The sequence below is a fragment of the Pantoea rodasii genome (assembly GCF_002095465.1).
GTDB classification, from domain to species: Bacteria; Pseudomonadota; Gammaproteobacteria; order Enterobacterales; family Enterobacteriaceae; genus Pantoea; species Pantoea rodasii.
In genome coordinates this window covers 139,643-160,860 of the sequence record NZ_MLFP01000007.1, presented here as the reverse complement: position 1 = coordinate 160,860, position 21,218 = coordinate 139,643, and the positions used below count along the sequence as shown (strand labels likewise).

Genomic DNA, 21,218 nt, shown 5'->3' with positions numbered 1-21,218 from the left:
GCGAGGCCTCAGTAAACAAAACTGACGGGCGCACCGCCCTGTGGATGAGGCAGAATGCCCATCGGAATACCGTAGATATTGCCCAGCACATCGGCTTGCATGATCACCTCAGGGCCGCCCTCGGCAATCATTTCACCGCCTCGTAGCGCCACCAGGCGATCGCAATAACGCGCCGCCATGTTGATGTCATGCAGTACGGCAATCACTGTTAACCCCCGCTCGCGGCTCAGGCGCTGTATCAAGGCCAGCACATCAACCTGATGGGCGATATCCAGCGCCGACGTCGGTTCATCCAGCAGCAAACAACGGCTGTTCTGCGCCACTAACATGGCCAGCCACGCACGCTGACGCTCACCGCCTGACAGGCTGTCCACCAGACGCCCGGCGAACGGTTTCAGTCCCACCAGCGTAATCGCTTCCTCTACGCGGTCACGGTCTTCCTGGCCGTAGCGCCCCAGCGCGCCGTGCCATGGATAACGACCAATCGCTACCAGCTCACGCACCGTCATTCCTTCCGCTGCCGGTAACTGCTGGGGTAGATACGCCACCTGGCGCGCAAAATCTTTGCTGCCCCAGTTGTCCACCTCATCGTCATTCAGCAATACCCGCCCTTCACTCGCCGCGTGGTGGCGACCGAGCATTTTAAGCAGAGTGGATTTGCCAGAGCCGTTGTGACCAATCAGCGCCGTGACTTTACCGGGTGCAAAGGTGAGTGAAAGTGGATGCAGCAGCGTGCGCCCAGGCACGCGAAAGCTGACGTTATCCAGCGTAAAGGTGGTTTCCTGGTGATGCGGATGCTGCATGGTTATCCCTGATTAATAAACACAAAACAGTGCTGATTTTGCCGGGTGCGGCCCTTGGCCGCACCCGTATTACATGACGAATCAGAAGCGGAAGGTCGCCGTACCAACGATTTGACGCTCAGCGCCCCAGTAGCAGGCGTAATCACGATAGCAGCTGGCAACGTATTCACGATCGAACAAGTTGTTGATGTTAACGCCAACCGTCGAGCCCGGCAGGCCAAAGCGACCAAGGTCATATTTCAGCGCGGCATCGACGGTGGTGTAACCTGCCACATCGAAGTTTTGATTGATGTTGTCGCCTGTTGAATAAAGGCCTTTGCTTTCGCCAACATAACGTACACCTGCGCCCAGCGTCACGCCTGAAAGCGCAGTCTCATGGAAGGTATAGTCACCCCACAGCGAGGCCATATGCTTCGGCACCTGAACCGGCGTTCTTCCCTTCAGCACGGTGTCTTCAGTGTATTCGGCATCAGTGTAGGTGTAGGACGCCGTCATGTTGATATTGGCGTTCACCGCCGCCTTGGCTTCCAACTCAACACCGCGTGAACGGATTTCACCGCTCTGTACGCTGAAATTAATATTGTTTGGGTCTGGCGTCAGGTTCTTGGTTTTGGTCAGTTGATAGATCGCACCGGTAATCACGATTGGGCGGTCTTTCGGTACGTATTTCACCCCGGCTTCATACTGCTTCGCACGTGAAGGGTCGAAAGTTTCACCGCTGGATGTGGTACCCGCCGTTGGGATAAACGATTCGCTGTAGCTGAAGTAAGGCGCAATACCGTTATCAAAGACGTAGTTTAAACCGCCACGCCAGGTGAAGGCCTGATCATGGTTTTTCTCTTCCGTGTTGCCATTACGATTCAGTGCTGAAGTCATCGCATAATCGTAACGCCCCCCTAAGGTCAGAACCCAACGGTTCCACTCCATCTGATCCTGGGTGTACAGGCCGGTTTGCTCTTGGCGATTCAGATATTGGTAAGGGAATGCAGCACCATCTAGTGCATCGTTACCGTATTGAGGATTGGTCGCACTGATTGGGAATGCTGAGCCAAACGCCGCATCAATATCATTACGTGTGCGCTGATAATCCACGCCCATCAGCAAAGTATGATCCACCGCGCCAGTGCCAAATTTAGCCTGTGCCTGCGTATCTACCGCGAATTGGTTTAACTTCTCATCTGAAACCGCAGAACCACGGGTAATTTCATTGGTGGCGGCGTTGAAGCCATTACCGTAAATACTGCGATATCCCGTACGTAAATCCGCATAGCGCAGATTCTGACGCACCGTCCAGGTATCGTTAAAGCTGTGCTCGAAGTTGTAGCCCACCATCTTGGTGTTGCGCGAGATCTTATTGCTGTCTTCGCCTTCATCAAAGTTGGTTGGCAGTTTGTAGCTGCTGCCGTCCGGGCGGGTAATACCTACCACGGTGCCCTGACGCGGCAACCAGCCGTAATAACCGGTTTCCGGTTCATTCTGGAAGTAGGTCAGCAGATCAAAGCGGGTATTGGCATCGGGACGCCAGCTGAACGAAGGCGCAATGGTGTATCGCTTCTCTTTGTTCATATCCTGCTGCGCATCAGCGCTGCGGGCCAGGCCCGTCAGACGATAGCTATACACGCCGTCATCATCCAGCGAACCGCCGAAATCGAAGCCCGTTGAGAACAGGTTGTCAGTGCCCATCTGGAACTGCACTTCACGCAGCGTTTCCTGCGTCGGGCGCTTACTCACCAGCGACACGACGCCGCCCGGGTTGCTTTTGCCGTACAGCACCGATACCGGACCGCGCAACAGCTCGGCGCGTTCCAGGAAGTAAGGATCGATAGCAAACTCAGAGTAGTTATCACCCTGCAGTTTCAGGCCATCAAGGTATTGGTTGGTATTGGTTTCGCTGAAGCCGCGAATTGACAGCGCATCGATCACGCTTGAGCTGCCACGGTTACCGGTTAACACACCCGCCGTGTAGTTAAATGCACCTTTAACGCTGGTCACCGCGTGCATCGACATCTCTTCCTGAGTCACCACCGAAACCGACTGAGGGTTTTTCTCAATCGGCGTATCGGTTTTGGTACCGGTGGCACTTTGCTTGGCAGCAATAGTGGGAGCCGGGCCCCATGCGCTTTCCTGCGCTGCGCTGCTGCCGCCATTACCGGTGACCACCACGGTATCTTCCGCCAGCGCCTGTGCGCTCAGCGTGCCCAGAGTTAATGAAATGATTAAAGCGAGCGGACGACGGGAAGTCGCAGCACGGGCAGAACAAGGATTAAAATTTCGCGCATTCATAAAAGGATCTCTCGAAAAAAGGAAACAACGATGCAGGCGAATGAAAACGAGAATGATTATTAGACGCACGGATTTTAGGCGAAGTTCTGCAAGATCCGCAAGATGTAATGCCTGATAGCGGAGCGTTTGCGACCAGATCGTGCATATCCATGATCGCGATTAACAATAGTGCAGACGTAAAAAAGGGCGCCGAAGCGCCCTGTACTTTCTGCAGCTAACTATTTGCTGCCGAACATATCTTTGATCCAGCCGGCGACACCGTCAGCGTCTTTCTGCTCACCCTGCTGCTGCTGAGGTGACTGCTGTTGCGGTTGCGACTCTTGCTGCTGTTGGATCTGTTGCTGCTGTTGCTGACACAGCGAGGCAGGATCCAAAGTCCATACTGGCAGTGAACGCCAGGTGCTGCTGCCTGTACCGCACACGAAGTTACCGGCAGAATCGACGTTCATCTGCGTGATATCTTCCGGCGGTGTCAGTTGCAGCGGCATCGGTGCCTGGTTATCGAGGTAGCGACGATAAATCTGCATCGCCCCGCTCGCACCATACAGTTTCGAGGTTTGGTTGTTGTCGCGGCCCACCCAGGTGATGGCCACTTCTTTACCATCGACACCCGCAAACCAGCTATCAATCAGGTCATTGGTGGTACCGGTTTTGCCCGCCAGATGAGCATTCGGATAGCGTGCACCCAACGCGCGTGCAGTACCGTGATCGGCAACCTGCTGCATGGTATACAACGTCAGATAAGCCGCCTGCGCCGGTTCTACGCGCTGCGCCTGCGGGAAGCTCTGATACAACACCGTGCCATCTTCTGCGATCACCGAACGTACCGCTGACAGGTCCGCACGGTTACCGCCGCTGGCAATCGACTGGAACGCCTGCGCCACTTCGATTGGTGTCAGGTTCAGGGCTCCCAGCAGCATTGCTGGCACTGGATTCAGCTGATCTTTCGGTACGCCCAGCTTCGTCCAGGTATCGACCACGGAATTCAGCCCCAGCGTCATCCCCAGATTGACCGTCGGTACGTTCATGGAGTTGGTCAGCGCGTCCACCAGCATCACTTTGCCACTGAAGCGCTTATCGTCATTCATCGGCTTCCAGACCGATCCATTTGGCTGCTTCAGGGCAATCGGTTCGTCGGCAATCCAACTGTTCAGGCGATAAGTGTTTGGCTGGCCTAGCGCGGTTAAATAGGTCGCTGGTTTTGCCAGTGAACCAATCGAACGACGCGCCTGCAGCGCACGGTTGTATCCGGCAAACTGCGGATCGGAACCGCCGACCATGGCGCGTACTTCACCACTGAAGCGGTCAACCACCACCATTGCGGTTTCCAGATCCTTCAAGCCACGCTGCTTCTTCAGCGCTGGAATGCCATCTTCCACCGCTTTTTCTGCCGCATCCTGTGAAATCGGATCCAGCGTAGTGAAGATCTTCACGCCAGACAGATCTTTTACCTTGTCGCCCAGTTTGGCCTGCAACTCGTTACGCACCATCTGCATAAAAGCAGGCTGAGGTGTGATCACGCCGCCTTTCGGCTGCACACCCAGCGGACGCGCAGAGAGCATGTCATACAGCTCCTGGTCGATGACGTTCTGCTGTTGCAGCAAACGCAGCACCAGGTTACGACGTTCCAGCGCCAGTTTCGGGTTGCGCCACGGGTTATACAGCGACGCACCTTTCACCATGCCGACCAGCATCGCCTGTTGATCGAGGCTCAGCTCATCCACCGGACGACCAAAGTAATACAGACTCGCCAGCGGGAAGCCACGAATTTGATCGTTGCCAGCCTGACCGAGATACACCTCGTTCAGATACAGCTCAAGGATACGATCTTTGCTGTAGCGCGCATCCATGATCACGGCCATATAGGCTTCACGCGCTTTACGCCACAGTGAACGCTCATTGGTCAGGAACAGGTTTTTCACCAGCTGCTGCGTCAACGTACTGCCGCCCTGCACCGCTTTACCAGCGGTAATGTTGGCGAGGAACGCACGACCAATCGAATACGGGCTGATGCCGTCATGCTCGTAAAAATGGCGGTCTTCGGTGGCGATCAGCGTACTGACCAGCAGATCCGGGAATCCTGCGCGCGGCACGAACAGACGTTGTTCACCGTTCGGCGATTGCAGCATGGTGATCAAACGTGGATCGAGGCGGAAGAAGCCAAAATCACGTCCGGTATCGAGGTTTTTAATCTCGCTCAGTTCGCTACTGCTGAACGTCAGACGGGCGTTGATCTGCCCTTCTTTGCTGTCCGGGAAATCAAACGGACGACGCAGCAGATCGATGGTGTTGCCTTTGACGCTGAATTCGCCGGGACGGGTAATGCGCGACACTTCGCGATACTGCGTGCCTTCCAGCAGCGCAATCATCTCTTTTTTGTCGTACGGCATGCCCGGTTCGAGGCTCACCATGCGGCCGTAAACGGCTGCAGGTAACTGCCACACTTTACCGTCGATGCGGCTGCGGATTTCTGAGTCGAGATAGATGCCCCAGGCAACCATCACTACCACAAAGACCAGGAAGAGCTTAATCAACCAGCCTAACCAACGACGTTTGCCGCGTGGCGGACGTTTTCCTTTCCCTTTACCTTTTGGTGGCACTGGTGTGCTCTCCTCATCATCTTCGTCAAAATCATCCTGATCGATATCATCATCAAGTTCCCTGCGGCGACCCCGACGCGCAGTGCTGCGCGGCGGCTTTGGCGCTTTTCCTTTGCGCCCAATAGGTTCGCGATCGTTCCCAGACATGCTTTTATTCTCCAGGCACAGCTTCGGCTGCGGCCGTTACTCTAACTGCTTTCTCGTGCTGCGCATGGCAGAACCCTCTGAAATCGATCCACAGAGCGTCACGATGAAAATTTTTGGTGCGCCTTGTTGGTAAGGCGCTGGCCGGATCGTCGGGCCAGGGATGTTTGGGATAGCGCCCTTTCATCTCTTTCTGCACTTCTGGATACGCCCCCCGCCAGAACCCCGCCAGGTCACGGGTGATCTGCAACGGACGGTGCGCGGGTGAGAGCAATTCCAGCACCAGCGGAATACGGCCTTCAGCCACCGCCGGGTTTTGCGCTTCGCCAAACATCTCCTGTATGCGCACTGCCAACGCCGGGGGCTTTTCAGTATCGTAACGAATAGGCAGGCGACTTCCGGTCGGCACAGTGTAATGAGTTGGCAGCACAGTATCCAGCCGCTGACGTTGTGACCATGTCAGCAAATGTAATAATGCGCTGACAAGACTGACGCCTTGCAGGCTTTTGAGATCGCGCACGGAACCCATCTCGGGCAGCAGCCAGCGCTCCAGTGAATCCAGCAGGCTTTCATCGTCCAGCGGCGGCCACGCCTCCTCCGGCAGCCATTTGGCCGCGCAGTGTAAACGCAGACGCAGCTGTTCTGCTTGCGGTGTCCAATCCAGTACCGAGAGCCCTTTTTCGCGGATCCAACGCAGCATGGCCAGATGCAGAATGTCAGGCTCCGGACGTGCCTGTGGCTGCGCTTTTAGGACCAGCGCCCCCACCAATTCGCGTCTCCACGCGCGCAAAGTGCCCTTTTCTTCGTCCCATTCCACATCCGTGCGCTGCGTCACCAGTTCAGGACATTGCAGGCGTAACGCCGTCATCTCCACCGGCAGCGCCAGCAATATGCGGGCTTCGGCAGCGCTGGCGCCTTGTAGCAAGGTCGGCGCAATCAGCCACTCATTCCGGCTCAAGCCATCCTGTTCATCCAGCATCGCCCCAATGCCGTTGGCCAACTGATAACGCGCGCTGGTGCCACGACGCAGCGCCAGACGATCGGCAAAACCTGCGGCCAGCAACGAGGGGAAAAGATCGGGATTCACCTTGCCAGCGCTGGCATTAAGCCGCTGCTGCCACTGGCGCGCGCGTCTCTGCCAATGCGGCTGAGGTCGATTGAGCGCATCACGCAGATCTGCACTGCTATTACGCGGCGGATCTTCCAGAATCGCCACCAGCAAACAAGCACTGGCGATGGCATCGCTGTCCTTTGCTGCGCAGAGTATCGCCGTCAAACGCGGATCGCTGCCGAGCGCCGCCATTTTGCGGCCGCGTGCGTTGAGCTTATCGTTCTCCAGCGCGCCTAAACGGGTCAGGAGTGCATTCGCCGCCTTAATGCTGCGAGAAGGTGGTGCGTCAAGCCAACGCAGCTGTGACGCATCCTGACAGCCCCATTGCAGCAAATCGATCTGCAACGAGGCCAGGTCGCTGTTGAGCATCTCGGGTTCACTTTGTGCCGCAGCTCGCATCGCTTGCTCCTGCGGCAACAAATGCAGACAGATGCCCGGTTCAAGTCGTCCGGCTCGCCCCGCTCGCTGGGTCATGGAAGCCTGGCTGATTCGCTGTGTTTGCAGGCGCGTCACGCCGCTGCGCACATCGAACTGCGCCGAACGCTCCAGCGCGCTATCCACCACCAAACGGATACCCTCGATGGTTAAACTGGTTTCTGCGATATTCGTCGCGAGCACCACTTTGCGGCGACCTGCGGGCGACGGCAGAATGGCGCGACGCTGCGCATCCAATGATAAGGCGCCATATAAAGGAGAGAGATCAACGTCTTCGCCCACGCGGGATTCCAGCTCGCGCTTCACACGCTCAATTTCCGCCACGCCGGGCAAGAACAATAACAACGAGCCCGATTCTTCCCGCAGCATCTGCGCCACTTCGCGCGCGACCGCCTCTTCAAAGCGCGGCTGCAGGTTGAGCGATGCGTAACGCCGCGCTACCGGGAAACTGCGCCCTTCAGAGACGATAAAAGGGGCCTCCGGCAGCAGTTGTCGCAGACGATCGTTATCCAGTGTCGCGGACATCAGCAGAATTTTCAGGTCGTCGCGCAGCCCTTGCTGCACGTCCAGCAGCAGCGCCAGCGCTAAATCCGCCTGCAGGCTGCGCTCATGGAACTCATCGAGAATCACCAGCGACACGCCTTCAAGCATCGGGTCGCGCTGTAACATGCGCGTCAGAATGCCTTCGGTCACCACTTCCAATCGCGTATGGGGTCCGCAGCAGTTTTCTCCGCGCATACGATATCCCACGGTGGCGCCGGGCTGTTCACCCAGCTGCTCTGCCAGGCGTTGCGCCACATTACGGGCCGCCAGACGACGTGGCTCAAGCATGATGATTCGGCCTTGGAGTTGCGCCTGTTGCAACAGTTGTAACGGCAACCAGGTCGATTTTCCCGCGCCGGTGGGGGCCGCCAGTAATACCTGCGGCGACTGCGACAGCGCATTCAGCAATGCAGGCAGCACCTCGCTTACCGGTAATTCACTCACACTCAACTCCCACTCTGCCTGTGCTAAGATGGCGCGCATTGTAGCACTCTACGGCCACGCCACCATGTCCACGCAACGTCTGTTTTTTGCCCTCGAACTCCCCACTCCGCTCCAGCAACAGCTGGTACAGTGGCGTGCGGATACCTTCGCTGAAGAGGCGGGGAAACAGGTGGCAGCAGCCAATCTGCATCTGACGTTGGCGTTTCTCGGTGACGTCAGTGCTGAGACCTCGCAACAGTTACAGCAGCTCGCCTCACGCATTACACAGCCCGGTTTTGCTCTTGATCTGGATGATGCCGGACACTGGCCGCGCCCCGGCGTGGTGTGGCTTGGCTGTCAGCGGGCACCACGGGGTTTATTACAGCTGGCAAGTTTACTGCGCGCTCAGGCTGCACGTCATGGGTGCGCACAAAGTCCACAGCCTTTCCACCCGCATATCACGCTTTTGCGCCATGCCACGCAGCAGGTCGCCTTACCGCCGCGCGGCTTTCACTGGCGCTACGATGTCAGTGACTTTGCCCTGTTCTCATCGACCTTTAGCCAGGGCCGTACCCGCTATCGGCGGCTGGCTCACTGGCCACTTTCTTCCTCAGGAGCTTAGATGCAGTTTGACCCGCCACTGAAACCCGCCCGTCTGATTGCGCGTTACAAACGCTTCCTCGCTGATGTGGTGACATCAGAAGGCGAAACCCTGACGATCCACTGCGCCAATACCGGTGCGATGACCGGTTGCGCCACGCCAGGCGATACCGTGTGGTACTCCACCTCCAGCAGCATCACGCGCAAATACCCACACAGCTGGGAGCTGACCGAAACGCAGCAAGGCCATTGGATCTGCGTTAACACCCTGCGCGCGAATCAATTAGTGCGGGAAGCGTTAACCCTTGACGCGATTCCAGAATTATCCGCTTACAGCCACATCCAGCCCGAAGTGAAATACGGCACGGAAAAAAGCCGAATTGACTTCCTGCTGCAAGCGGAGGGCAGATCAAACTGCTATATTGAAGTCAAGTCCGTCACCCTTTTACAGCAGGGCAAAGGCTATTTTCCGGATGCGGTGACGACTCGTGGACAGAAGCATCTGCGCGAACTGAGTGCTATCGCGGCAGAGGGTCATCGAGCCGTTTTGTTGTTTGCCGTTCTGCACACGGGGATTGAGGACGTCTCCCCGGCGCGCCATATCGATGCGCACTACGCAGAACTACTGGGACAGGCACAGCGCTGTGGAGTTGAAGTGTTGGCGTACCAAGCTCAGATCTCTCCTGCTCAAATGTTACTCACTCAGTCAATCGCCGTGACGATTAACGCAGAGTTGTAATATTTATAGCAATTTGCTGTGATAGGAATGTTCAAGGCGGTGCGCTAAATACGCTGTTCCTCACAGGCTTGTCAAGGTGCGAATATGAATAATTGCCAACCTTGATGGCTTCTGCTATTTATAGCGGCCTGTTTTTTCCCTGATGGGAATCGATATACCCCTTAATAATTCACGTTGCGGGCAGTTGGTGGATAATTTAACCAGCGCACAGGCAACCTGAAGTATGACGGGAAGGGCGTGTTATCCAGGAGAAACAACATGCAAGAAGGGCAAAACCGTAAAACATCGTCCCTGAGTATCCTCGCCATCGCTGGTGTGGAGCCGTATCAGGTGAAACCGGGCGAAGAGTATATGAACGACGCCCAACTGGTCCATTTCCGCAAGATTCTGGAAGCCTGGCGCAACCAACTTCGTGATGAAGTCGACCGCACTGTGTCGCACATGCAAGACGAAGCAGCTAACTTCCCGGATCCGGTAGACCGTGCCGCGCAGGAAGAAGAGTTCAGTCTGGAATTACGTAACCGCGATCGTGAGCGTAAATTGATCAAAAAGATCGAGAAGACGCTGAAGAAAGTGGATGACGACGATTTTGGCTACTGTGACTCCTGTGGTGTAGAAATTGGTATTCGCCGCCTTGAAGCGCGTCCGACTGCCGATCTCTGCATTGACTGCAAAACGCTGGCTGAAATCCGCGAGAAGCAGATGGCAGGCTAATGGCCGTGAGCAGACTGTCACCGCACTGCCGGGAAAACCACTGTTTTCCCGACGTGCGGTGCACTTCAAAATGAACTCTTCCATTTCTTCCTGCGTGGGACGCTTTGCTCCCTCTCCTTCTGGTGATCTGCATTTTGGTTCGCTGATAGCCGCATTAGGCAGCTATCTTAGCGTGCGTGCGCAGCATGGCCGTTGGCTGGTGCGCATAGAAGATATCGATCCCCCGCGGGAAGTCGCTGGCGCGGCCACGCGCATCCTCAAGCAACTGGCGCATTACGGCCTGCATTGGGATGGCGAAGTGGTGTGGCAGTCGCAGCGTCATGAAGCTTACCGTGACGCTTTGAGTTGGTTGCAGCAGCAGCGTCAGAGCTATTTCTGCACCTGCACGCGCAGCCGTATTCAGCAACTTGGCGGCTTTTATGATGGCCACTGCCGTGCTTTACATCTGCCCGCGGAGAACGCGGCGCTTCGTCTGCGTCAGCATGCGCCGGTGTATGGCTTTGACGATCGCCTGCGCGGTTATTTAGCGGCGGAGGCCTCGCTGGCTGAGGAAGATTTTATTATTCATCGCCGGGATGGGCTGTTCGCCTATAACCTGGCGGTGGTAGTGGACGACCATTTTCAGGGTGTGACGGAAATCGTACGTGGCGCGGATTTGATTGAGCCCACGGTACGCCAAATCGCACTTTACCAACAGTTTGATTGGCCAGTGCCGGCATATCTGCATTTGCCGCTGGCGGTCAATCATGACGGCAACAAGCTGTCCAAACAGAATCACGCGCCCGCCTTACCGACGGGCGATGTGCGACCATGGCTGATTCATGCGCTGCGCGTGCTCGGGCAACCGATTATGGATTGCTGGCAGGATGCCACGGTGGAGCAGTTGCTACAGCACGCGGTTACCGAGTGGAGTATCCAACTGATCCCACAACAGAACGCGCGAATAGCGGATGAGGCGACATCGCCATTCCTAAATGGTTCGCAACAGGCTATGATTAGCCGCTGATTTATTAACACCAATTTTGTCACTGTCGAGGTGTCCCATTTTTACCCGAGTCGCTAATTTTTGCCGGAGAGTCCTCAAGCGTGACGAGGAGGCGCCTGAAGAGGTGGAAACTGAAAGTCTGATGACCGTCATTCCCCGTGAAAGCCATAACATCTCACGCAAAGATATCAGCGAAAACGCCCTTAAAGTGCTGTATCGCCTGAATAAAGCCGGTTTCGAAGCTTACCTGGTTGGCGGCGGCGTACGCGATTTGCTGCTGGGTAAGAAGCCGAAAGACTTTGATATCACCACCAACGCCACGCCTGAGCAGATGCGCAAATTATTCCGCAACTGCCGTCTGGTGGGACGTCGTTTCCGTTTGGCGCACGTGATGTTCGGTCCTGAAGTGATCGAAGTCGCGACCTTCCGTGGTCACCATCAGGAAGAAGCTGAAGACGATCGCAACAATTCTCAGCGCGGCCAGAACGGCATGCTGCTGCGTGATAACATTTTTGGCAGCATCGAAGATGATGCGCAACGTCGCGACCTCACCATCAACAGCCTGTATTACAGCGTGTCGGACTTCTCCGTGCGTGATTACGTCGGTGGTTTGCAGGATCTGGATGACGGCGTGATCCGCCTGATTGGCGATCCGGAAACGCGTTACCGCGAAGATCCGGTGCGTATGCTGCGCGTGGTGCGTTTTGCCGCCAAGCTGGAGATGCGTATCGCAGCGGAAACCGCTGAGCCGATTCCGCGCCTGGCCACGCTGCTGAATGACATTCCGCCTGCGCGTCTGTTCGAGGAATCCCTCAAGCTGTTGCAAGCCGGTTACGGTTTCCGCACTTATCAGATGATGCGCGAGTATCAGCTGTTCCAGCCACTGTTCCCTATCCTGACGCGCGGCTTCACGGCTGAAAGCGACAGCCTGATGGAACGGATGCTGGCGCAGGTGCTGAAAACACCGATAGCCGTATTCTGAACGATATGCGCGTTAATCCGGCCTTCCTGTTTGCCGCTATGTTCTGGTATCCGCAGCTGGAATCGGCTGAACGTATTGCGCAGGAAAGTGGGCTGACTTACTACGATGCGTTTGCCCTGTCGATGAACGAAACGCTGGATGAAGCCTGCCGTGCGCTGGCCATTCCAAAACGTATCACCACCCTGATTCGCGATATCTGGCAGCTGCAGTTGCGCATGTCGCGTCGTCATGGCAAACGCGCCTGGAAGCTGATGGAGCATCCGAAATTCCGTGCGGCTTATGATCTGCTGGCGCTGCGTGCCGATGTGGAGAACAACCGTGAACTGCAAAGCCTGACCCACTGGTGGGGCGAGTTCCAGGCGGCCGCGCCGGTACAGCAGAAAACCATGATGAACACGCTGGGCGATGATCCAGGCCCGCGCCGTAAACCGCGCCGTCCACGTCGTCGTCCAACCGGACCGCGTCAAGATACCAATAGCACGTCATGATCCGCGTTTATCTCGCGCTGGGCAGTAATCTGGCCGATCCGCTGCATCAGGTTGATGCAGCGTTGGCCGCGATTGATGCGATACCGCATACGTCGCGCGTGGCCACCTCCTCGCTCTATCGCACGCCGCCATACGGACCGCCGGACCAGCCCGATTACCTGAATGCGGTGGTTGCGCTGGATACCACGCTGGAAGCCGAAGCGCTGCTCGATCATACCCAACGCATTGAGCTGGAGCACGGTCGTGTGCGCAAAGCGGAGCGCTGGGGGCCACGTACGCTGGATATCGACATCATGCTGTTTGGCCAGCAGACGATTCACACTCCGCGTCTTACCGTGCCGCATTACGATATGCACAACCGTGCGTTTATGCTGGTGCCGCTACTGGAAATCGCACCAGGCCTGCGTTTGCCTAATGGTCAGCCGCTGACCGGCATCCTCGCCACGCTCGATCGCAGCACCATTCGTCTGTGGTCTGAGTAGGCTGCAATAATCGCACTACGGTCGTATCGCCTTTTCAATCAATCCAGTACACTGCGCGCATCAGAAAACTCTGGAGTGTGCGATGAAACCTACAACCCTCTCCCATCTACGCCAGTTAAAAGCCAGTGGCCGTAAATTTGCCACCCTGACGGCTTATGATTTCAGCTTTGCCCGCCTGTTCGCGAACGAAGGCATTCAGGTGATGCTGATTGGCGATTCGCTCGGCATGACCGTGCAGGGCCATGAATCTACCTTACCCGTTACCGTTGCCGATATCGTCTATCACACCGCGGCTGTGCGCCGGGGTGCGCCCAATGCGCTGGTGATGGCCGACCTGCCGTTTATGAGTTATGCCACACCGCAGCAAACCTTCGATAACGCCGCACAGCTAATGCGTGCCGGAGCCAACATGGTGAAGCTCGAAGGTGGCGCATGGCTGGCAGATACCGTGCGTATGCTGACCGAACGCGCCGTGCCGGTGTGTGGCCATCTTGGTCTGACGCCGCAGTCAGTGAATATTTTCGGCGGTTATAAAGTCCAGGGCCGTGATGAAGCGGGCGCCGAACGCCTGCTGGCTGATGCGCTGGCGCTGGAGGCTGCCGGTGCGCAGCTGATGGTGCTGGAGTGCGTGCCGGTTGCGCTGGCAGAGCGCATCACCCAGGCGTTGAGCATTCCCGTCATCGGCATTGGTGCCGGAAACGTCACGGATGGGCAGATTCTGGTGATGCACGACGCCTTTGGCATTACCGGCGGTCATATTCCCAAATTTGCCAAAAATTTCCTCGCGGAAACCGGCGACATCCGTGCGGCAATTCGCCAGTATATTGCCGACGTTGAGGCGGGCATCTATCCAGCCGCCGAACACAGTTTCCAGTAAATCAGGAGATTTGCAGTGCTGATTATTGAATCGCTGCCGATGCTGCGCCGTGAAATTCGTCGCTGGCGGCAGGAAGGTAAACGTATCGCGTTGGTGCCGACCATGGGCAATCTGCATGACGGCCACTTAACGCTGGTGGACGAAGCACGCGAGCGAGCTGATATCGTGGTGGTATCGATTTTCGTCAACCCGATGCAGTTTGAACGCGCCGATGACCTGGCGCGCTATCCCCGCACCCTGCAAGATGACTGCGAGAAGCTTAATCGCCACAGCGTGGATGTGGTGTTTGCGCCCGCGCCCGCAGAGGTCTACCCCAAAGGCTCGACAGCCAAACCTTCGTCGAGGTGCCGGGCTTATCTTCGCTGCTGGAAGGCGCCAGCCGCCCAGGCCATTTCCGCGGTGTTTCCACCATCGTGAGCAAACTGTTTAATCTGGTGCAGCCTGATATCGCCTGCTTTGGCGAGAAGGATTTTCAGCAGTTGGCGATCATTCGCAAGATGGTGATCGACATGGGCTTCGACATTGAGATTGTGGGTGTACCGACCGTTCGCGCCAAAGATGGCCTGGCGCTGAGTTCACGCAATGGCTATCTCACCCGCGAAGAACGCAGCATCGCCGCGGGTTTAAGCCAGGTGATGAACCGCATGGCCGAACGTCTGAGCAACGGCGAACGGCACGTGGAAGAGATTATTGAAAGCGCAGAAGTCGCGTTGCGCGAGCAAGGGTTCCGTCCCGATGGCCTGGCGATTTGCGATGCCGAAAACCTGCAACCGCTGACGGTCGATAGCCAGCGCGCAGTGATTTTGATGGCCGCATGGCTGGGCAATGCGCGCCTGATCGATAATCAGCAAGTGGATCTGACGGAGTAATCTCCGTCGTTTAATCGCAGCTTAACAAGGTTACCCGTTATGATTCGCACCGTGTTACAGGGCAAACTGCACCGCGTAAAAGTCACTCAGGCAGATTTGCACTACGAAGGCTCCTGCGCCATCGATCAGGATTTTCTCGATGCTTCCGGCATTCTGCAATACGAAGCCATCGACATCTATAACGTCACCAACGGCCAGCGCTTCTCAACCTACGCGATTGCTGCGGAACGTGGATCGAAGATCATTTCCGTCAACGGTGCTGCTGCCCGTTGTGCCTGCGAAGGCGATATCATGATCATCTGTTCTTACGTGCAGGTGGAAGATGAAGTGGCGCGCAGCTGGCAACCGAAAGTCGCCTATTTCGAAGGGGATAACCACATGAAACGCATCGCCAAAGCGTTGCCGGTTCAGGTGGCTTGATACAACGAGGGCGGCCATCAGGCCGCCCTCGTAAAACTTAAGTACGCAGACCGCGCCCACGCTGAATCAGCATATACACCAGCACGTAAAAGCCCACGATAAAGCCAATCAGCACTGACAGCGTGAACACCAGCGGCACATCATTGATGCCAAGGAAACCGTAGCGGAAGCCGCTGATCATATACACCACCGGGTTCAGCTTCGACACCGCCTGCCAAAATGGCGGCAACAGCGTCAGCGAGTAGAACACGCCGCCCAAATAGGTTAACGGCGTCAGCACGAAGGTCGGAATCAAGCTGATGTCATCAAAGGTGCGGGCGAATACCGCATTCAGCAGGCCAGCCAGCGAGAACAGAATCGCGGTGAGCAGTAGCGTGATTGCCACCATTGACCATGAATGTACATGGAACGGCACGAAGAACAGCGATATCGCGGTAACCAGAATGCCGACGCATACACCGCGCGCCACGCCGCCGCCGACATAACCGGCGATGATGATGTGCGTCGGTACAGGTGCCACCAGCAGCTCTTCGATGTTGCGCTGGAATTTAGCGCTAAAGAACGACGATGCCACGTTGGCATAGGCATTGGTGATCACCGCCATCATGATCAGGCCCGGCACGATGAACTGCATGTAGCTAAAGCCGTGCATATCGCCGATGCGTGAACCAATCAGGTTGCCGAAGATGATGAAGTAGAGCGTCATGGTGATCACCGGCGGCACCAGCGTCTGAATCCAGATGCGCGCGAAGCGGTTGATCTCTTTAGCCCAGATGCTCTTGAGCGCCACCCAGTATAAATGTGTCATGCTTTCACTCCTTTTCCCTGGGTCAGGCTGACGAACAGCTCTTCAAGGCGGTTCGCTTTATTACGCATACTCAATACCTGCACACCCTGTGAACTCAACTGACTGAAGACACTGTTCAGACCCTGCTCACGCATCACTTCCACTTCCAGCGTGGACGTATCCACCAGTCGATACTGGAAACCTTCCAGCTGCGGCAGCGGGCTGCGCGGCGCCAGATCGAGAATAAAGGTTTCAGATTGCAGCTTAGACAGCAGGCCTTTCATCGAGGTGTTTTCCACCAGCTCACCGCTCTGAATAATGCCGATATTGCGGCACAGCATTTCCGCTTCTTCCAGATAGTGAGTGGTCAGAATGATGGTGGTGCCTTTGATATTGAGATCTTTCAGGAAGGTCCACATCGAGCGGCGCAGTTCAATATCGACGCCAGCGGTAGGTTCATCAAGGATCAGCAGTTTAGGCTCATGCATCAGCGCACGGGCGATCATCAGACGGCGTTTCATCCCGCCTGAGAGCATACGCGCACGCTCGTTGCGTTTACCCCATAAATCCAGCTGATTAAGGTATTTTTCCGCACGCTTATTGGCTTCTGCGCGTTCAACACCGTAGTAACCCGCCTGATTCACCACAATCTGCATCACGGTTTCAAACGGGTTAAAGTTGAACTCCTGCGGCACCAGGCCGAGCTGGCGTTTCGCATTGACCACGTCCTTCGACAGGTCATAGCCAAACACCCGTACGCTGCCGCCAGATTTATTCACCAGCGAACTGATAATGCCGATGGTGGTCGATTTGCCTGCGCCATTCGGCCCAAGCAGCGCATAAAAATCGCCTGCCTCAACATTGAGATCAAGCTTCTTCAGCGCCTGAACGCCGCCGGGATAGGTCTTGGTGAGCCCGGAAATTTCCAGTGCATAAGTCATTGCGAATCCATACCCTGTTGTAGTGACATCAAAGCCCTATGAAATGATAGTGCGCTCACGTCGTGTATGCGGGGTTATTCAGAGATAACGAGTGAAAAATCAAAGATGAAGCGCTGAGCGATAACCTGCCACACTTTACCACTCTGCATGCTGCAGGGGAACGCAAGCGCAACCCTTAAGCCATTGACTTGCGGGCTGCGCATCTTATCGCAGGCTAAGGGGATTAGCCTTGGAAGATTGTGCGGTTATTCACCGGTCGGGATAACTTTGCCGATATACGGCAGATGACGATAGCGCTGCGCATAGTCGATACCAAAGCCGACCACGAACTCGTCGGGAATGGTGAAGCCGACGTATTCCACGGTCACTTCCACTTCGCGACGTTCGGGTTTATCCAGCAGGGTGCAGATGGCCAGTGATTTCGGCTCGCGCAGGCGCAGGATCTCGCGCACTTTGCTCAGCGTATTCCCGGAGTCGATGATGTCTTCCACGATCAGCACGTCTTTGCCGCGAATGTCTTCGTCGAGATCTTTCAGGATCTTCACATCGCGAGTCGATGACATGCCACTGCCGTAACTGGAGGCCGTCATAAAGTCGACTTCATGCGGCACATCTATCGCGCGGCACAGATCGGCCATAAACATAAAGGAGCCACGCAGCAGACCCACTAACACCATTTCGCTGCCGCTGCTGCGGTAGTGTTCGCTAATCTGTTTGCCCAGCTCGGCAATACGGGTTGCAATCTCCTGCTCAGAGATCATCACGTCGACGGTGTGTTTCATTGCATTCGCCTGGTTAAGGTTTTCAGAAAGCCACGAAGTCTATCATAGTCGAACCAACCTCTAACGCCGCGCACAGAACGCAAACGATACCGTGGCAAAATTTATTGCGCTGTCCTTAACTACAGAAACCCCACCCGCTCTCTCACCGGTGACCTCTGGAGATCCTATGGCCGCTTCATCCAGTAAAAAAACGCAGATTGGCACCCACGATCTGCACCCGGAAACGCAAATGCTTAACTACGGTTACGATCCGCGGCTGTCTGAAGGCGCAGTGAAACCGCCGGTGTTCCTTACGTCGACCTTTGTGTTTAACAGCGCCGAAGAGGGACGGGATTTCTTCGATTTTGTCTCCGGGCGCAAACAGCCGCCGGAAGGCAAAAGCGGCGGGCTGGTGTATTCACGCTTTAACCATCCCAATAGCGAGATCGTGGAGGACCGGCTGGCGATTTACGAAGGGGCCGAGAGTGCCGCACTGTTCTCCTCAGGCATGTCCGCCATTGCCACCACGCTGCTGGCCTTCGCGCGCCCCGGCGAGGTGATTCTGCACTCGCAGCCGCTGTATGGCGGCACTGAAACCCTGTTGAGCAAAACCCTGCACGATCTGGAGATCAAAGCGGTGGGATTCAGCGATGGCACCGATGAGGACAAAGTGTATGAAGCGGCCAAGCTGGCGTGGCAGCGCGGGCGGGTGGCGCTGATTCTGATTGAAACACCGGCCAACCCGACTAACAGTTTGGTCGATATTCAGCTCATGAAGCAGGTCGCGGATGTGATCACTCAGCAGCAGGGTTCACGTCCGATTCTCGCCTGCGATAACACCCTGCTCGGCCCGTTGTTTCAGCATCCTTTGCAGCACGGCGCGGATCTGTCTCTGTATTCGCTGACCAAATATGTCGGCGGTCACTCGGATTTGATCGCTGGCGCGGTACTCGGTAACAAAGCGCTGGTGAGTAAGGTGCGCTCACTGCGCAGTGCCATCGGTACCCAGCTTGATCCGCACTCCAGCTGGATGATTGGCCGATCGCTGGAAACGCTGTCGCTGCGAATGGAGAAAGCCGCCAGCAATGCGGAAAAAGTGGCGGCTTTTCTGCGCGATCATCAGCAAGTGGAGAAGCTGCACTGGTTGCCTTACCTCGATGCCAACAGCCCGGCGGGAGAAACTTATCAGCGGCAATGCAGCGGTGCGGGTTCAACCTTCTCGTTTGATATTCACGGCGGCCAGGCAGCAGCGTTTCGTTTCCTTAACGCGCTGGGATTGTTCAAACTGGCTGTCAGCCTCGGCGGCACCGAATCACTCGCCAGCCATCCCGGCAGCACCACCCATTCGGGCGTGCCGCAAGAGGTGCGCCAACGTATTGGCATCACCGACGCCACGGTACGGTTGTCGATTGGTATCGAGCATGCGGAGGATTTAATTGAGGATATTCGGTTAGCGCTGGAGGCGGCAGAGAAAAATTAAATTTTCTCTGCGATAACGTACCAACCGCAGCGGCGTGATTTATCACGTAAACCTAAAGCAGCACAGTTAGGCGCAATACCTTGCGCCGCGACGGGACGTGCGTGTTTAACTCACGGTAAACCCTAACATCATGCCGGTATCTTCATGCTCCAGCAGATGACAGTGCGCCATATAGGCATTGTCGGCATTGGCAACGTAATTAAAGCGCACCAGCACTTCACTGCGCCAGCCGTTGACGCTGACCATGTCTTTCCAGCCCGCACGGTGCGCGGCTGGCGGTTTACCATTTTCTGACAAGATGCGGAACTGAGTGCCGTGAATGTGGAACGGATGCAGCATGGCGTCGCCTTCACCCGAAATGGTCCATTTTTCCAGCTTGCCGAGTTCAGCATTGAACATCGGCTTGGTCATGTTAAACGCCTGACCGTTGATTTTATTGCCGTTATGGAAATCGTAGGCCGCCGTTTTTCCGTGATCCATCGGCATACTGCCATGGTCCATCTTCATCGCGCCGCCGCTCATGTCCATGCTGCCATGATCCATCTTCATGGCCCCGCCCTGCGCGTCCATGCTGCCGTGATCCATCTTCATCCCGGCCATGGCTTTGTGGCCGTAACGGTCCATCAACGCCTGCATACCCCGTTGATCCAACTGCGGATCCATCATCAGCTGCAGCCAGCGACTTTGTATGCCTTCAATAGAGGGCACCGGTGGCAAATCCACCAGCTTGTCCGGCATCGTGCCGCTCGCCATCACGCGCAACGGCAGAATTTGCACCAGCGGCAGAGGCTGATCAAACGGTGCCAGCGTCATGCCCATTTGCGTCACCGGCAGCGTGACCATATCGAAGGTTTTGCCGTCTGAAGTATCGATCAGCACTTCGAAGCGCTCACCCGGCAGCAGCGGCAGACTGTCGACTTTCACCGGCTCAGCCAGCAAACCGCCATCGCTGGCGATCACATACATTGGGCGCTTATCGCTGGTGGCAATATCCAGCGATCGGGCATTGCAGCCGTTCAACAGGCGCAGGCGTAACCAGCCGCGTGGCACCGCCTGCTGCGGATATTGCACACCGTTGGTCAACATCATGTCGCCAAACCAACCCACCGCCGCGCGCATCACATCGAGTTGATAATCGATCTTCGCGCCGTCTTTGGTCAGCTGTTTGTCCTGAAATATCAGCGGCACGTCATCTTCGCCCCACTGCATTGGCAGACGCAATTTGCCCGAATCTTCATCCTCCAACAGCACCAAACCGGCCAGTCCCTGCGCGACCTGATAACCGGTTTTGCCATGTTGATGCGGATGGAACCAGCAGGTCGCGGCGGGCTGATCGGGGGTGAAACTGACTTGCCGCGAGCCGCCGGGGGCAATCAGCGCCTGCGGCCCGCCATCGACGTCGCCGGGAATTTCCAGACCGTGCCAGTGCAATGTCGTCGCTTCCGCCAGACGGTTATGGATATTCACGGTAACCCTTTTCTCGCGCTGCAATCGCAGCACCGGTCCCAAAATATCGCCGTTGTAACCCCATGTGGGCACTGCTTGCCCCTGCCATTGGCTGGTGCCGCTCATTGCAGTGAGTGTGTACTGCCCGCGTGCATCAGGCTGCAAAATAGAGGGAATCGGTAATAGCGGACGCGTAGCCGCCATAAGCGAGCGGCTCCACAGCGGCAGCGCGCCTGCTGCGCTGAGTGCGGCAGTCAACTTTAGAAAATGACGACGTTGCATATGCTTATCCTTGTCGTGAATAT

At 56.3% G+C, this 21,218-nt stretch carries 15 protein-coding genes and 3 pseudogenes; 10 read left to right on the top strand and 8 right to left on the bottom strand.

Going from position 1 to position 21,218, the window contains the following annotated elements; genetic code table 11:
• Window positions 1–8: 8 nt before the first annotated feature.
• The 4 genes and pseudogenes from fhuC to hrpB all read right to left on the bottom strand — a co-directional run.
• On the bottom strand, window positions 9–803 hold the full coding sequence (fhuC, locus tag HA45_RS11930) for a Fe3+-hydroxamate ABC transporter ATP-binding protein FhuC (protein WP_100704637.1): 795 nt from the start codon (window positions 801–803) through the stop codon (window positions 9–11).
• Window positions 804–884: 81 nt separating this feature from the next.
• A complete protein-coding gene (gene fhuA / locus HA45_RS11925; RefSeq protein ID WP_100704636.1) occupies window positions 885–3,086 on the bottom strand; it encodes a ferrichrome porin FhuA in 2,202 nt (733 codons plus the stop codon).
• Between the two features lie 218 nt (window positions 3,087–3,304).
• On the bottom strand, window positions 3,305–5,833 hold the full coding sequence (mrcB, locus tag HA45_RS11920) for a bifunctional glycosyl transferase/transpeptidase (RefSeq protein ID WP_100704635.1): 2,529 nt from the start codon (window positions 5,831–5,833) through the stop codon (window positions 3,305–3,307).
• Window positions 5,834–5,945: 112 nt separating this feature from the next.
• Window positions 5,946–8,402 (bottom strand): annotated as a pseudogene (gene hrpB, locus HA45_RS11915) (ATP-dependent helicase HrpB); the annotation flags it as partial.
• 25 nt (window positions 8,403–8,427) lie between these two features.
• Between hrpB and thpR the strand changes: the two are divergent.
• From thpR to panD, 9 genes and pseudogenes are all read left to right on the top strand, one after another.
• Window positions 8,428–8,964 carry an RNA 2',3'-cyclic phosphodiesterase gene (gene thpR / locus HA45_RS11910; RefSeq protein WP_100704633.1) on the top strand — a complete coding sequence of 179 codons (537 nt, stop codon included), beginning with the start codon at window positions 8,428–8,430 and terminating at the stop codon, window positions 8,962–8,964.
• Window positions 8,965–9,681: a DNA/RNA nuclease SfsA gene (sfsA, locus tag HA45_RS11905; protein ID WP_100704632.1), complete on the top strand. Its 717-nt coding sequence runs from the start codon at window positions 8,965–8,967 to the stop codon at window positions 9,679–9,681.
• A gap of 258 nt (window positions 9,682–9,939) precedes the next feature.
• Window positions 9,940–10,395: an RNA polymerase-binding protein DksA gene (gene dksA, locus HA45_RS11900; RefSeq protein WP_084938388.1), complete on the top strand. Its 456-nt coding sequence runs from the start codon at window positions 9,940–9,942 to the stop codon at window positions 10,393–10,395.
• A 70-nt stretch (window positions 10,396–10,465) separates the two neighbouring features.
• Window positions 10,466–11,401 carry a tRNA glutamyl-Q(34) synthetase GluQRS gene (gene gluQRS, locus HA45_RS11895; RefSeq protein ID WP_100704631.1) on the top strand — a complete coding sequence of 312 codons (936 nt, stop codon included), beginning with the start codon at window positions 10,466–10,468 and terminating at the stop codon, window positions 11,399–11,401.
• Between the two features lie 37 nt (window positions 11,402–11,438).
• Window positions 11,439–12,850: pseudogene (gene pcnB / locus HA45_RS11890) on the top strand (polynucleotide adenylyltransferase PcnB).
• Window positions 12,847–13,332, top strand: coding sequence for a 2-amino-4-hydroxy-6-hydroxymethyldihydropteridine diphosphokinase (folK, locus tag HA45_RS11885; protein ID WP_058960868.1), 486 nt, complete (start codon window positions 12,847–12,849; stop codon window positions 13,330–13,332). The pseudogene pcnB and the gene folK overlap by 4 nt, the downstream one beginning before the upstream one ends.
• An 82-nt stretch (window positions 13,333–13,414) precedes the next feature.
• Window positions 13,415–14,209 (top strand): 3-methyl-2-oxobutanoate hydroxymethyltransferase, encoded by a 795-nt coding sequence (gene panB / locus HA45_RS11880; protein ID WP_100704629.1) that lies wholly within the window; start codon window positions 13,415–13,417, stop codon window positions 14,207–14,209.
• Window positions 14,210–14,224: 15 nt separating this feature from the next.
• A pseudogene (panC, locus tag HA45_RS11875) lies at window positions 14,225–15,078 on the top strand (pantoate--beta-alanine ligase).
• 39 nt (window positions 15,079–15,117) lie between these two features.
• The gene (panD, locus tag HA45_RS11870; RefSeq protein WP_100704627.1) at window positions 15,118–15,498 is read left to right on the top strand and encodes an aspartate 1-decarboxylase; all 381 of its coding nucleotides are present in this window, start codon (window positions 15,118–15,120) and stop codon (window positions 15,496–15,498) included.
• Window positions 15,499–15,535: 37 nt separating this feature from the next.
• On the opposite strand, the gene HA45_RS11865 is transcribed toward panD, so the two are convergent.
• The 3 genes from HA45_RS11865 to hpt form a co-directional block, all read right to left on the bottom strand.
• Window positions 15,536–16,306 (bottom strand): ABC transporter permease, encoded by a 771-nt coding sequence (locus HA45_RS11865; RefSeq protein WP_100704626.1) that lies wholly within the window; start codon window positions 16,304–16,306, stop codon window positions 15,536–15,538.
• The gene (locus tag HA45_RS11860; protein ID WP_100704625.1) at window positions 16,303–17,226 is read right to left on the bottom strand and encodes an ABC transporter ATP-binding protein; all 924 of its coding nucleotides are present in this window, start codon (window positions 17,224–17,226) and stop codon (window positions 16,303–16,305) included. Before HA45_RS11860 ends, HA45_RS11865 begins: the two co-directional genes overlap by 4 nt.
• A gap of 245 nt (window positions 17,227–17,471) precedes the next feature.
• Window positions 17,472–18,008: a hypoxanthine phosphoribosyltransferase gene (gene hpt, locus HA45_RS11855; protein WP_039331277.1), complete on the bottom strand. Its 537-nt coding sequence runs from the start codon at window positions 18,006–18,008 to the stop codon at window positions 17,472–17,474.
• 166 nt (window positions 18,009–18,174) lie between these two features.
• Here hpt and HA45_RS11850 point away from each other — a divergent pair, with 166 nt between their 5' ends.
• Complete coding sequence (locus HA45_RS11850; protein WP_100704624.1) at window positions 18,175–19,467, top strand: cystathionine gamma-synthase family protein; 1,293 nt, start codon at window positions 18,175–18,177, stop codon at window positions 19,465–19,467.
• Between the two features lie 105 nt (window positions 19,468–19,572).
• On the opposite strand, the gene cueO is transcribed toward HA45_RS11850, so the two are convergent.
• Window positions 19,573–21,195 (bottom strand): multicopper oxidase CueO, encoded by a 1,623-nt coding sequence (gene cueO, locus HA45_RS11845; protein ID WP_100704623.1) that lies wholly within the window; start codon window positions 21,193–21,195, stop codon window positions 19,573–19,575.
• Between the last annotated feature and the right edge of the window lie 23 nt (window positions 21,196–21,218).